General features: G+C 63.7%; 8 protein-coding genes. 3 read left to right on the forward strand and 5 right to left on the reverse strand.

Annotated elements, in window-relative coordinates:
* Positions 1-4 precede the first annotated feature (4 nt).
* From AC1HIY_RS05310 to AC1HIY_RS05325, 4 genes are all read right to left on the reverse strand, one after another.
* Positions 5-1,234 carry a patatin-like phospholipase family protein gene (locus tag AC1HIY_RS05310; RefSeq protein WP_479575674.1) on the reverse strand — a complete coding sequence of 410 codons (1,230 nt, stop codon included), beginning with the start codon at positions 1,232-1,234 and terminating at the stop codon, positions 5-7.
* 187 nt (positions 1,235-1,421) lie between these two features.
* The gene (locus AC1HIY_RS05315) at positions 1,422-1,859 is read right to left on the reverse strand and encodes a phasin family protein (protein ID WP_479575675.1); all 438 of its coding nucleotides are present in this window, start codon (positions 1,857-1,859) and stop codon (positions 1,422-1,424) included.
* Positions 1,860-1,927: 68 nt separating this feature from the next.
* Complete coding sequence (locus AC1HIY_RS05320) at positions 1,928-2,596, reverse strand: phasin family protein (protein WP_479575676.1); 669 nt, start codon at positions 2,594-2,596, stop codon at positions 1,928-1,930.
* A 17-nt stretch (positions 2,597-2,613) separates the two neighbouring features.
* Positions 2,614-3,072 carry a polyhydroxyalkanoate synthesis regulator DNA-binding domain-containing protein gene (locus AC1HIY_RS05325; RefSeq protein WP_479575677.1) on the reverse strand — a complete coding sequence of 153 codons (459 nt, stop codon included), beginning with the start codon at positions 3,070-3,072 and terminating at the stop codon, positions 2,614-2,616.
* A gap of 362 nt (positions 3,073-3,434) precedes the next feature.
* Here AC1HIY_RS05325 and nifJ point away from each other — a divergent pair, with 362 nt between their 5' ends.
* From nifJ to AC1HIY_RS05340, 3 genes are read left to right on the forward strand one after another with little or no spacing between them, the layout of a single operon-like run.
* A complete protein-coding gene (gene nifJ, locus AC1HIY_RS05330; protein ID WP_479575678.1) occupies positions 3,435-7,154 on the forward strand; it encodes a pyruvate:ferredoxin (flavodoxin) oxidoreductase in 3,720 nt (1,239 codons plus the stop codon).
* Between the two features lie 52 nt (positions 7,155-7,206).
* Positions 7,207-8,223 (forward strand): dihydroorotate dehydrogenase-like protein, encoded by a 1,017-nt coding sequence (locus AC1HIY_RS05335; protein WP_479575679.1) that lies wholly within the window; start codon positions 7,207-7,209, stop codon positions 8,221-8,223.
* Between the two features lie 54 nt (positions 8,224-8,277).
* Entirely contained in the window at positions 8,278-9,921 is a 1,644-nt protein-coding gene (locus tag AC1HIY_RS05340) for a peptide ligase PGM1-related protein (RefSeq protein WP_479575680.1), read from the forward strand.
* Positions 9,922-9,930: 9 nt separating this feature from the next.
* Here AC1HIY_RS05340 and AC1HIY_RS05345 read toward each other — a convergent pair whose 3' ends face one another.
* Positions 9,931-13,320 (reverse strand): amidohydrolase family protein, encoded by a 3,390-nt coding sequence (locus AC1HIY_RS05345; RefSeq protein ID WP_479575681.1) that lies wholly within the window; start codon positions 13,318-13,320, stop codon positions 9,931-9,933.
* Positions 13,321-13,393 lie beyond the last annotated feature (73 nt).

The following is a 13,393-nucleotide window of genomic DNA, read 5'->3' on the forward strand; positions in this document are numbered from 1 at the left end:
CCAATCAGGCGGCGCGAGCGCGGAGCCGTTCCAGCACCTCGTCCAGGCGCGTGAGCACCCGGTCGGCCTCGCGGAGGGTGGGGCTGCCGGCCATCAGGGCTGCCGGAGGTTCGGCATAAAGCCGCCGGGAGGCGTCTTCGAGCACGTTCCTGCGCAGCCGCAGCCCGTGTCGTTCGAGCCGGGGCGCGAGTTCCTCCGCGTTTTCGAGCAAAAAGGCCCGCGTGCGCTCATACGCATGCTCGCACACGGCCTGCCGGTTGGAGAAACTGAAGAGGTTCGAGAAGAACATATCGTAGTCGTCGAACTTGGGCTCGACGAGGATCACCTCGGCGTCCGGATAGCGGTGCTCATAGACGCGGAACCCGGCCCGCATTCGCGAAAAGACGAGCGTCCGGAAGGTCTGCGAGAGCACGGTCGCGAGCCCGTGGTCGACGAGGTGATCTTCCGAGAATCCCACCTTTTCCGCCAGTTCTTCTTCGTTGAGATGAATGTTCACCGGCACGATGGGGTTGATGCAGAAGAGCAGTTTGACGCCGGCTTCGAGCGCGGTGCTCGCGTGCACCGTGCGGCGCGCAACCCCGTCGATATAATACGTGTCATCGATCCGGACGGGGCTGTAGAGGCCGGGCAGCGCGGTGCTTGCCTGAACGGCCTTCGAGATAGGCACGTCGCCATGCGCTTCGTCGCCGAAACAGACGATGTCGGCGGAGTCGAGATCCACGGCGATCACGCGAAGTTCGGCGCGGAGGTCGCGAAAATCGTCCGTGCGACCGCCCATCGAAAAGGCGCGCGCGAGATAGCCCCGGATGTGCCGGTTATCGAAAAAGCCGGCGGGAATGATGGGTCCCAGGCTGGCAAAAATGCTGAAGAGCGAGAGGTCGCGTGGATTGGTGAGGTAGCGGTTGAGCGCTCGCCAGAGGGTCTTCGGGAGCCGGGCGAGTCGGCGACCGTACTCCCCGAGAGCCGGTTCGAAGAACATCTCCGGCCGAATGTTCAGTTCGGGGTCGGCTTCCGAGATGATGGCCCGGCTGAGCGTGCGCGCGCTGACGTTGTTGGCCAGACAGGCCGTGATGATCGAGCCCGAACTCACGCCGACGTAGACGTCCATTTTCGTGAAATCGAGGCCCTCGATGGCTTCTTCGAGCGCACAGAGCGCGCCGATCTCGTAGATGGCGCCTTCGACGACGCCGCCTGCACAGGCCAGGCCCATCCGCTTGTCCGTTCCCTGCTCCATCGCTGTTCGTTTCGGGTTAAGGTGATTCGCTGCGTATCCCCGGCACGCACGTCCCGAAGAAAGCGCTTCCGAAACTAAGGCAAAAAACATTCCCCCGCACGGGCGTGCCCGAAAGCGGACACGGGAGGAGGCCCCCCGGTTTTACCGGTAACGCCTCCTCCCGCCGCAGGGCTCACTCGCCGACGCCTCAGGCAGAGGCTTCCTCTTTTTCAAGCAAAGAGGCCAGCTCTTCCACCTTGCGCGAGAGCGTGTTCACTTTCCTCGAAAGGTCGCGCATCTCTTTCCGCGTCGGCAGATCCAGACGCGTCAGGGCCTTCTCGACAAGGCCGGACACCTTCTCGTCCAGCCCGGAGAACGCACTGCCAAGCTTCGAGAGGTTTTCCCCGACCTGCCCCGTCACCGCCTTCTGACGCGCTTCCACGTCATCGACGACCCGGGTCAGCTGTTTCTTACCCTTCGTCTCCATCTCTTTCCCCCGCTCGACGAGCGTCCGGAAAAAGTGGCTGCCCTTCTCTTCGACCATGTCCAGCGCGCCGAGACCGGCCAGCCAGACTTCACGCCCGCGCTCGACGAGTTCGTCGGGGAGCTTCTTCGCGGCTACGGGTTCTTTTTTTGCTTTTGCCATCTTCACACCTCCACAAGTATTTATTTCCAGAGACCTGACGCCGCGAGGGAATGCGGCGCTCGGCGCGATCAGCCGCCGTAGGTGTTCGTATCCTGCACGGAGCCGTCCTTCCGGTAGATCACGAGCTTGCTCGGCTCGTTCGCCTTCGCCAGCTCACGCGCCGCATCCACGGCATCGACCTTGGTCTCATGCACGCTCAGCGGTTGCTCCTCGCCTTCCTTGAGCACGGCCCAGCCTTCGTCGAGCGCTTTCACGAGATAGACCGTCCACGCGATCTCCGTTTCGGTTTCGCCCCGGCCCTGCATCAGCGCCGTGAGCGCATCGACCTGCTTCATGAGCGCGTCCACCTTCTTCGTGAGGGTCTGCACCTCGCGCCGGGTGGGAATGTCGAGGCGTCCGAGCGCCGTTTCGACGGTCTCCGAGACGAGCGCTTCGAGCTTGCCGGTCACCTCTTTCTGCCGCTCTTCCACCTCGCCAACGACGTTCGTGAGGCGCTTCCGGCCTTGCTTCTCCGTCTGCTCCCCCCGCTTGACGAGGTCCTTAAAGAGCCGGTTCGCTTCTTTCTGGAGATCGCTCAGGATCTTATCGCCCTGTTTTTCGAGCGTCTCGATCAGTTCGGCGCCTTCTTGCTCCACCGTGGCGACCGCGCCGAGGCCGGCCAGCCAGAGGTCGCGTCCCCGTCCGATCAGTTCGCCCGGCAGATTGCTCAGGCTGAAGGTTTCTTTCTGCTTGCTCATGGTATCCTCCCTGAATTTTATGTGGTTGACGTTTTATCTGCATCCGTCGGATGCGTGTCCTTCTGTTCGAGGATGCGGCCCAGCATCCGCTCCAGATGGCCGAGCTGGGCACGAAGCTGCTCCAACTCCGAGGCGCGCGGCTTCGCAAAAAACTGGTTCAGCCGGTCCATCGAAGCCTGCAACAGGTCGTCCACGCCATGGCGAATCTGTTCGACACCCGCATCGAGCATACTCTCGCTCCGGCGGAGCAGGTCATGGAGCAGGTCCGTCGGAATGAGGCTCCTGCCCTGTTTGCCTTCTTCGAGGATGATCTGAATCAACGTCTGCGCCGTCAGATCATCACCCGTTTTTTTGTCGAGGACCTGCACCGTCTCGCCCCGGCGCACGTGCGCCGCAATGTCGGCGAGCGAGACGTACGCCTTGTCGCCGGTGTCGTAGAGCTTGCGGTTCTCATACCGCTTGATGATCCGTTTCATGACGATCACTCTTTCTGGTGTGCTGCTCCAGGTTATGACACATCGCGTCATTTTGTTTCAAACCTTTCTTGATATTGCACTCATTCGCATTATTTTCATAATGCATCGCGTCATTTATCGGCCTCATCCCTGACGCAATGCATCATCGCAGCCGGTCAACCGATTTCCCTTCGACGAACGTAAGGGGATCCCCCACACGGTTGAGGGTCATTGACCTACAAACGATTTAGGAATCTACCCCTGTTGTAGAGAAGAGAGAGCGCATTTCTTGGAACCGCTCGCGCGCCGCACGACCGGTCGAGCAGGGGCCCCGCCCCACACATCGAAGCTCTGGACGCACGCTTTTAACGAGAGGAAAGCCCATGACACAGCGTCACGCGACGATGGACGGCAACGAAGCCGCCGCCCATGTGGCCTTTCGCACGAACGAGGTCATCGCCATTTATCCCATCACCCCCGCCTCTCCGATGGGCGAACTCGCCGACCTGTGGAGCGCGCAGGGGAAGAAGAACATCTGGGGCACGACGCCGCGCGTCGTCGAGATGCAGGCTGAAGGCGGCGCGGCCGGCGCCGTCCACGGAGCGCTCCAGGCCGGATCGATCACCACCACGTTCACGGCGAGCCAGGGCCTGCTCCTGATGATCCCGAACATGTACAAGATCGCCGGGGAGTTGACCAGCACCGTCTTCCACATCGCCGCGCGGTCTCTGGCCGCGCAGGCGCTTTCCATCTTCGGCGACCACTCGGACGTGATGGCCGCGCGCGCGGCGGGATGGGGCATGCTCTTCGCCAACTCGGTGCAGGAGGTCATGGACTTCGCCCTCATCGCGCAGACCGCCACACTCGCCTCGCGCGTGCCCTTCCTCCATGTCATGGACGGCTTCCGGACTTCGCACGAGATCCAGAAGATCGTGCCGCTCTCCGACGAAGAGATCCGCGCCATGCTCGACGACGAGCGCGTGCGCGACCACCGGGGCCGCGCCCTCAGCCCGGACCGGCCCTTCATCCGCGGAACGGCCCAGAATCCGGACGTCTATTTCCAGGCCCGAGAGACGGTCAACCCCTACTACCTCGCCACCCCCGACATCGTCGAGCAAACGATGGACCGCTTCGCCCACCTCACCGGGCGCCGGTATCGGCTCTTCGACTATGTGGGCGCCCCGGATGCGGAACGGGTGATCGTGCTCATGGGCTCGGGCGCGGAGGCGGCGCAGGAAACCGTCGAACACCTCGCGGCGAAGGGCGAGAAGGTCGGGGTGCTGAAGGTGCGTCTGTTCCGCCCCTTCTCGATGCGGCACTTCCTCCAGGCCCTGCCCGAGACCGTGCGCGTGATCGCCACCCTCGACCGCACGAAGGAGCCGGGCGCGGCGGGTGAGCCCCTGTATCAGGACGTCGTGACGGCTGTGGCCGAAGGCATGGCCGCCGGAGACGCCCCCTTCCGGGTTTTTCCGAAAATCATCGGCGGGCGCTACGGACTCTCCTCGAAAGAATTCACTCCCGCCATGGTGAAAGGCCTCTTCGACGAGATGAAGACCGAGCGTCCGAAGAACCACTTCACGCTCGGCATCCGCGACGACGTCACAAACACGAGCATCGACTTCGACCCCTCGTTCGACCTCGAATCCGGCGACGTGACCCGCGCCGTCTTCTGGGGGCTCGGCTCCGACGGCACCGTGGGCGCGAACAAGAACACGATCAAGATCATCGGTGAGGAAACGGACCTCTGGGCGCAGGGCTATTTCGTCTATGACTCGAAAAAGGCAGGCGCGCGCACGATCTCGCATCTTCGCTTCGGCCCGAAGCCCATCCACAGCACGTACCTCATCCGAAAAGCCAACTTCGTCGCCGTGCATCAGTTCGGCTTCCTCGAACGGTACGACACGCTCGAAATGGCCGAGGAAGGCGCGACGTTTCTGCTCAACAGCCCCTATCCCCCGGAAGAAGTCTGGGATCATCTCCCGCGCTCGGTGCAAAAGCAAATCATCGACAAGAAGCTCAAGTTTTACGTGATCGACGCGTATTCGGTGGCGCGGGAGAACAACCTCGGCGTGCGGATCAACACGATCATGCAGACGTGCTTTTTCGCGCTCAGCGGGGTGCTCCCGAAAGAAGAGGCCATCGAAAAGATCAAAGAGGCCATCCGAAAGACGTACGGGAAGCGCGGCGAGGTGATCGTCCGGATGAACTACGCCGCCGTCGACGCCGCGCTGCTGCACCTCCACGAGATGAACGTGCCCGCTGCGGTGACGAGCACGTTCGACCGGCCGCCCGTCGTCCCGGAGGACGCGCCCGAGTTCGTCCGCAACGTAACGGCGGCCATGATCGCCGGGCACGGAGACGACCTTCCGGTGAGCATGCTCCCGGCCGACGGCACGTACCCGAGCGGCACCACACGATGGGAGAAACGCAACCTCGCGCTCGAAGTGCCGGTGTGGGAACCCGACCTGTGCATCGAGTGCGGCAAATGTGTGATGGTGTGCCCGCACGCCGTCATTCGCGCGAAGGTCGTGCCCGAAGACCTGCTCGCCGACGCACCCGAGGTGTTCAAATTCCGGGATGCGTCGTGGCGGGAGCTCAAGGGACAGAAATACACGCTTCAGGTGTCCGTGGAAGACTGCACGGGGTGCAAGTTGTGTGTGGAGGTCTGCCCGGCCAAGGACAAGAGCCGCGTGGGGCGAAAAGCGCTCAACATGGCGCCTCAGCTCCCGATCCGCGAACAGGAACGCAAAAACTGGGACTTCTTCCTCGACCTGCCCGAGGTCTCCCGGTTCGGCGGGGGCGACGGCGCGCCGGGGCTGAAGTTTCAAAAGGTGAAGGACGTGCAGTTGCTAGAGCCCCTCTTCGAGTTCTCCGGGGCGTGCGCCGGCTGCGGTGAGACGCCTTACCTCCGCCTCCTGAGTCAGCTCTTCGGCGACCGCGCCCTGATCGCCAACGCCACCGGGTGTTCCTCGATCTATGGGGGGAACCTTCCCACCACGCCGTGGTCGGTGAACCGCGAAGGGCGCGGCCCCGCATGGAGCAACTCCCTCTTCGAGGACAACGCCGAGTTCGGCCTCGGCATGCGGCTCGCGCTCGACAAACAGCTCGAGTATGCGAAGGAGCTCCTCACCCGCCTCCGCGACGTCATCGGACCGGAGCTTGCCGACGCTCTGCTCCACGCCGATCAATCGGATGAAGCCGGCATCGCCGCGCAGCGCGAGCGTGTGACCGAACTCAAGGCCCGGCTCGAGGGCAACCACGAACCGGCCGCGCGCGACCTCCTCGGCCTCGCCGACGTGCTCGTCCGCAAGAACGTATGGATCGTCGGCGGCGACGGATGGGCCTACGACATCGGCTTCGGCGGCCTCGACCACGTGCTGGCGAGCGGGCGAAACGTGAATGTGCTCGTGCTCGACACCGAGGTGTATTCGAACACCGGCGGCCAGGCTTCGAAAGCGACCGGTCTCGGCGCGGTGGCCAAGTTCGCCGCCGGAGGCAAACCCACGCCGAAGAAGGACCTCGGCATGCTGGCGATGAGCTACGGGTATGTTTATGTGGCGCAGGTGGCGATGGGCGCGAACGACAATCACACCATCAAGGCCTTCCTCGAAGCCGAGTCGTACGACGGCCCCTCGCTCATCATCGCCTACAGCCACTGCATCGCGCACGGCATCGATATGTCGAAGGGCCTCGACCAGCAGAAACGGGCCTCGCAGTCGGGCTACTGGCCGCTCTACCGCTTCGACCCGAGGCGTTCCGAGCAGGGTCTGCCTCCGCTGCAACTCGACTCGAAAGCGCCCTCGATCCCATTGAAGGAGTATATCTACAACGAGAACCGATACCGGGTGCTGCGGCAGACCAACCCTGAAGCCGCCGAGAAATTCCTTAAGGAAGCACAGGAGTACGTCCGCAAGCACTGGCACAAGTACGAGGAGCTCTCCCGCCTCGACGGAGAGGAGCAGAAGCCGAAGCCCGGCGCGCCTCCTCCCGGCTTCCCTCCCCGCCCTGCCCCTCCGGGCGGCGTCAAACCTGCCGGCGTCAAACCTGCCGGCGTCAAACCTGCCGTGCTCCCGCACGAAGAAGACCCGCCGGAGCAATCCTGACCCGCGCGCAAGAACCTCCACGAAGACGTCCAACCCAAGCACGGAACGCGCCATGGACCTGACCACGACCTACCTCGGGATGAAGCTCAAGAACCCGGTGGTGCCTTCGGCTTCTCCCCTGACCGAAAAGATCCACAACATCCGTTGGATGGAAGACGTCGGCGCGGCGGCGGTCGTGTTGCCCTCCCTCTTCGAGGAGCAGCTCACGCACGAGAGCCGGCAGCTCGACCACTACCTGAGCTACGGCATCGAGAGCTTTTCGGAGGCGCTCAACTTTTTCCCCGAGGTGGACGACTTCCGGGTCGGCCCCGACGAATACCTGAACCTCATCCGGCAGGCCAAAGAGGCCGTCGACATCCCGGTGATCGGCAGTCTGAACGGGGTCTCGTCCGGGGGATGGACGGCTTTCGCGGAGGAGATCGAGCGGGCGGGGGCGGACGCCATCGAACTGAACATCTACTACATCCCCACCGACCCGAGCATGACGGGCCGCGCCGTCGAACACATGTACACCGAAGTGGTGAAAGACGTGAAGCGGAGCGTCGACATTCCCGTCGCGGTCAAACTGGGGCCGTATTTCAGTTCGATGGCGAACATGGCGCTTCTCTTGCATCACGCGGGTGCGGACGGCCTTGTCCTCTTCAACCGCTTCTATCAGCCCGACTTCGACCTCGAGAAGCTCGAAGTCGTCCCGCACCTCGTCTTGAGTACGCCCTTTGAGATGCGCCTGCCCCTGCGGTGGGTCGCCATTCTGTACGGCAAGGTTCCTCTCGATTACGCGATCACGAGTGGGGTGCACACGTATGAAGACGTGCTCAAAGGCCTCATGGCGGGCGCGAACGTCACCATGATGGCCTCCGAGCTTCTCAAGAACGGCATCGGACGCATCAAGGACATCCTCGAAGCGTTGCGCTTCTGGATGGAAGAGCACGAGTACGAGTCGGTCGAGCAGATGCGCGGCAGCATGAGCCAGATGCACGTTCCGGAGTCGGCGGCCTTCGAGCGGGCCAACTACATGAAGGTCCTGCAGTCGTGGCGGGCCGATCCCACCGGACAACTGTCGCAGTGACGGGCGACCGTGTCTTCCCCTCGTCGTTGTGGAACGCATAGCCTCCCGAGCGCAATGGAATCCAGGCTTCACATCCAGAGCCTTCGCGAACTCAAGGCCGCTGAACCGTATCGACTGAGCCTCGAGGCGCCGTTTCCCGGGTCGCCGGAGGAATTGTCCCGGTTTGCGCGGTTGCAGGCGCAGTTGCGCACGATGTATGAGGAGATCTTTCCGAACCCGATCGCGCCAAGGACCGTGGTGGTCATTCCGAGTCTGAGCATGGATGAGGTCGTGCTCGAGAAGATCGAGGGGGTTTCGCACTATGAGGAGCGGATGCTCTGCCTCCTCATGCTTTTGCGCCTGCCCCGCACCGAGGTCATCTACGTCACGAGCGAGCCGATCGCCCCGGCCACCATCGACTACTTCCTCCACCTCTTGCCCGGCATCCCGGTCAGCCACGCGCGGAAGCGGCTCCACCTCTTCACGTGCTACGACACCTCCATCCGTCCGCTCTCACGGAAAATCCTCGAGCGTCCGCGTCTGCTCCGCCGCATCCGCTCGGCCATCTCCTACCCGACATCGGCGCACATGACCTGCTTCAACGCCACGGACTATGAGCGGACGCTGGCCGTGCGTCTGGGCATCCCGCTCTATGCCAGCGACCCGTCGCTCTCGTATTTCGGCACGAAATCGGGCAGTCGCGAGGTGTTCAAGGAAGCCGGCATCCTCCTTCCCGACGGTTTCGAAAACCTGCGGGGGCCTGACGATCTCGCGTATGCGCTCACCGCGCTACGGGAGCGCAAGCCCGAACTCCGGCGCGCCGTCGTCAAGCTCGAAGAAGGAGCCTCGGGCGAAGGCAATGCCGTCTTTCGATATGACGGCGCACCCCGGGGTCATCGCCTGAACGAATGGATCCGGAACGCATTGCCCTCACGCCTTCGCTTCGAAGCCAGGGGAGAGACGTGGGCGACGTACATCGAGAAGTTTACCGAGATGGGCGGGATCGTCGAGGAATTCATCGAGGGAAAAGAAAAGCGTTCCCCGTCCATGCAGGGTCGCATCAACCCGCTGGCACAGGTGCGTTGCGTTTCCACACACGATCAGGTCCTCGGAGGGCCCACGGGGCAGATCTTCCTCGGCTGCTCGTTCCCCGCCGACGACGCCTATCGCCTCGACGTACAGGAAGCCGGGCGGCGCGTCGGAGAGGTGCTTCGCGCCCATGGAGTGCTCGGTCGATACGGCGTCGACTTCGTCTCCGTCCCCCGCTCCGACGGCGCGTGGGATCACTACGCCATCGAGATCAACATACGGAAAGGCGGAACCACGCACCCGTACCTCATGCTCGAGTTTCTCACCGACGGTCACTACGACACCGAGACGGGAATGTACTACTCTCCGACGGGGCAGCCCTGCTATTATCAGGCGTCGGACAACCTGTGTGCGCCGGATTACCGGGGGCTCACGCCCGAGGATCTCATCGACATCGCGGTCGATCACAACCTCCACTACAACGCGGCCACCCAGCAGGGGGTGTTCTTCCACCTCATCGGCGCGCTCTCGCAATACGGCAAGCTCGGGGTGCTGTGCATCGCGTGCTCGCGCGAGCGCTCTCGGGAACTCTTCGAAGAGACAAAAAACGTACTCGACCTCGAGGCGCAGGCGCAGGCCGAGGCCCGCGCGCCGTTCGTCGGCGCGAAGGAACAGCCCGACCCCGCGTGAGCATACGCCTCATTCCCGGATACCGGCGTTCAGACCCGGCGGCGGGTCGTCCTGATGCGGCAGCACCGAGGGGCGCGTCTCCGGCCAGCGTTCGTCGAGGGTCTCGCCGTCATAGAGCCGTCCGTTCTTCATGACGTACCGAACCGTGTTCGTATTCCGAATGTCCTCGAGCGGGTTGGCGTCGAGGATCACCAGGTCGGCGAGCTTGCCCGGTTCGAGCGAGCCGAGGTCCGAGGCCAGGCCGAGCCCTTCCGCCCCATGGATCGTCGCGATGCGGAGCACGTCATGCGGCGAAAGCCCGCCCGAGGCGATCATCCACATCTCCCAGTGATACCCGAGCCCCTGCAGTTGCCCGTGGCTGCCCACGCCCGCGCGCCCACCGCGCTCGATGATCTTCTTGAGCACGGAGGCGTGTTCGGGAAAAACGAACTCCTCCGGGCGAAACCACCCGCCCGGCCCCGGGTCCACGCCCTGACCGCGCCGCCGCGTCTTCCGGTCGATCTCCTCGTGGGGGGTGAAGCGGCGTAGCCTGGCGTCGTCGTGAGGGTTCTCCCGGGTGAAGAAGTAGTTCTCACCGAAAGGCCCGCCGTAGGACACGATGAGCGTCGGCGTATACGTGATGCCGGTCTCCGCCGTGAGCCGGATCACGTCTTCATAGAGCGGATAGATCGGGAAAGAATGCTCCTGACCGGGGTAGCCGTCGATCATCATCGTGAGGTTGTACTTCAGATCAAGGCCGCCTTCGGTGGTAGGCATGAGTCCCTGTTCTCTGGCCGCCATGATGATCCATTGCCGCTGCCGGCGGTTGCCCGCCATATACATTTTGATGGTTTTCGTGTCGTAATAATCGCTGTACCGTTTGAGAATGTCTCGGGCATGGTCAAGGTCTCGAATGGGATCCTCAACGTAGTCGCCGAAGACACCGGGGCCGGTAGAATAGATGCGCGGGCCGACCATGCGCCCGGCCTCGACGAGGTCGCCGTACGTAAGCACGTCGGTGCTCGAAGTCTGCGGGTCCCGCGTGGTGGTGACGCCATAGGCGAGGTTAGCGAGGTACATCCAGACCTGCGGCTTGTGGATGCCCCAGGCGGGCCACATGTGCGCATGGGTGTCCACGAAGCCGGGCGTGATCGTCTTCCCCGTCACATCCATCACGTGAGCGTCGGCCGGGATCTCCACCGCGCCGCGCGCCCCGACGGCGACGATGCGGTTGTTTCGCACGAGCACGTCGCCGTTCTCAATCACCTCATCGCCGTTCATCGTGATCACGCGCGCGCCCCGGAGCGCCATCACGCCTTCGGGGATGTCCCGCGCCGCCTCGATGCGGATGCGTCGCTCGTCCGGGTGGTACTTTTCTTTCTCTTTGTCTTCCGCCTCCTCTTTTTCCTCTTTTGTGCCCTCGTCCTCCGGACCTTCGGTTTCCGCTTCCGCTTCGGCTTTCTTCGCCGCTTCGAGGCTGTCGGCAAAGGCCTTCGCCTCGTCGAGGTCGTATACGAAGTGCGCGTTTCCGATGGACCAGTGCGCCTGCCGCCCATCCGCGCGCCACACCGGGAACTGCCCGCCGATGTCGGTGAGCTTTTTCGCGGGGAAGGCGGCGTTCTCCGGGTTTGCCACGGAGATCGTCGGCGTCTCGCCGCCCACGTAGGGGACGGTCACGAGGTAAAGGTCGTTGTTCACCATCGCGAGGGCCTGATCCCCGACGGGGGCCATGAGGATGGCCGAAGCGCGGTTGGGTTGCTCGGCGCCGGGCCGTTTGTTGCCCACGACCTTGACGTGCTCTTTCTCGTCCGTGCCGTCCCATCGGATGGAGACGAGGCCTTTTTGCCCGTGGAAGAGATAGATGCGCTCCGGGTCTTTCGTGAAGTGGGGCAGGCTCCGGCCTTCGGTCGGCGCGATGAACGTGACCGACCCGCCTTCGGCGCCGACCCACACCAGATCGCTCGAAGCCCCGGAGGCCAACGGCCCGGTGGAGGCCTGATACACGCGCGCGGGCCCCCGCACGGCGACGATGCGCCTGCCGTCGGGCGACCACGCGGGCTGCTGATAAATCGCCCCCGTGTCGGTCAGGCGGACCGGAGCCCCCCTCCCGTCGGAGCGGGTCTTATAGACGTGCCCTTCCGTCCCCGACCACGTCACCCACGCGATCCATGCGCCGTCGGGCGACCACGTCGGCTCGGCCTCGGTCCATTCCATCGTCGTCACTCGACGAGGCGTCCCGTCCGGGTAATCCATCACGTACAGCCGGTCGAGGGCCGTGAAGGCCAGCTTTGTCCCGTCGGGCGAGGGGACGGCATCGCGGATCTGCCGGACCGTGAACGCGGGTGTGTCCTCGATGGGATACTCGAAGGCGAGCTTCGGCCCGAGGTCGCGCTTCACCTCGATGGTGAACGGGATCTCGACGGCCGCGCTCCCGTCGAGGGGGATGCGCCAGATCTTGCCCCCGTACGAGGCCACGACCGCCTGCGCGTCGGGTGTGAAGGCCATGCCGGGCAACACGTCGCGCGAAGCGACGGACTCCTGATCGTCGCGCTGAACGGGGTAGGCGAGCCATCGCTCCTCTCCCGTGGCGAGGTCCCGAAGCCGCAACCCCGTCTGATCCTCGTACCGCGTGCCATAGACGAGCCATTTCCCGTCGGGCGAGAGCGTCGGACGGAACGCCGAGCCGTACCGGGACGAGCGCGTGTACGTCTTTCCGGTCTCACGATCATAGATGGCCAGCTGATACTGGGGGAAGATGGCGTTGTACTGCCACGTGCCGGTGCGCCGGGCGTGCCACACATACCGCCCGTCGGGGCTGACGGCCGGACCGGTCGTCCGGAGGTTCTTCGGCTCCTTGATGAGTTGTGCGCCGGAGCCCCCGTCGATGTGGGCCATCCACAGTTTCACCACGCCGAAGCGGCCCTCCCCCCGCGCGGCGATGACGTACTTCCCGTCCGGCGTCCATGTCGGCGACTCGTACCGGTTCGCCTTTCCTTTCGTGAAAGCTTTCGCCTCCTTCGTGGCCACGTCGATGAGCCAGAGGTTGTCGCTTCCGCTCCGGTCGGAGATGAAGAGCACGCGCGTCCCGTCCGGGCTGAAGCGGGGCTGACTGTCGAAGGCCATCCCCTCGGTGAGCGGGACCGCCTCGCCGCCGGTGACGGGCATCGTATACAGATCGCCGAGGAAGTCGAAAACGATGGTCTTCCCGTCGGGGCTGACGTCGAGCGAAAGCCACGAGCCCTCGGTGGCCGTGTATTCAAGCTTTCGCTCCGGAACGAGTGGGAGATCCTTGTCTTTTGCGGCTGTTTCGGTGGAATCCGCAGGGGTCTCCTGTGCAAAGACGGGATTCCGAATGCCGGAAGCAAAGAGGCCGAAGGTGAGGATGAACGAGGCAATGAGGAGCGAACGGAGCGGTTGCATGAGACAGGTTGGTTAGGGGGAAAGACGCGTGAAAGCAGGGCGCATGGATCCGTGAAAGAACCGGTGAAGAAAG

This window comes from Rhodocaloribacter sp., assembly GCF_056451265.1.

Bases quoted from the DNA above. Each gene is read 5' to 3' on its own strand.
- AC1HIY_RS05310 (WP_479575674.1), bottom strand. From the start codon at position 1,234: ATGGAGCAGGGAACGGACAAGCGGATGGGCCTGGCCTGTGCAGGCGGC.
- AC1HIY_RS05315 (WP_479575675.1), bottom strand. From the start codon at position 1,859: ATGGCAAAAGCAAAAAAAGAACCCGTAGCCGCGAAGAAGCTCCCCGAC.
- AC1HIY_RS05320 (WP_479575676.1), bottom strand. From the start codon at position 2,596: ATGAGCAAGCAGAAAGAAACCTTCAGCCTGAGCAATCTGCCGGGCGAA.
- AC1HIY_RS05325 (WP_479575677.1), bottom strand. From the start codon at position 3,072: ATGAAACGGATCATCAAGCGGTATGAGAACCGCAAGCTCTACGACACC.
- nifJ (WP_479575678.1), top strand. From the start codon at position 3,435: ATGACACAGCGTCACGCGACGATGGACGGCAACGAAGCCGCCGCCCAT.
- AC1HIY_RS05335 (WP_479575679.1), top strand. From the start codon at position 7,207: ATGGACCTGACCACGACCTACCTCGGGATGAAGCTCAAGAACCCGGTG.
- AC1HIY_RS05340 (WP_479575680.1), top strand. From the start codon at position 8,278: ATGGAATCCAGGCTTCACATCCAGAGCCTTCGCGAACTCAAGGCCGCT.
- AC1HIY_RS05345 (WP_479575681.1), bottom strand. From the start codon at position 13,320: ATGCAACCGCTCCGTTCGCTCCTCATTGCCTCGTTCATCCTCACCTTC.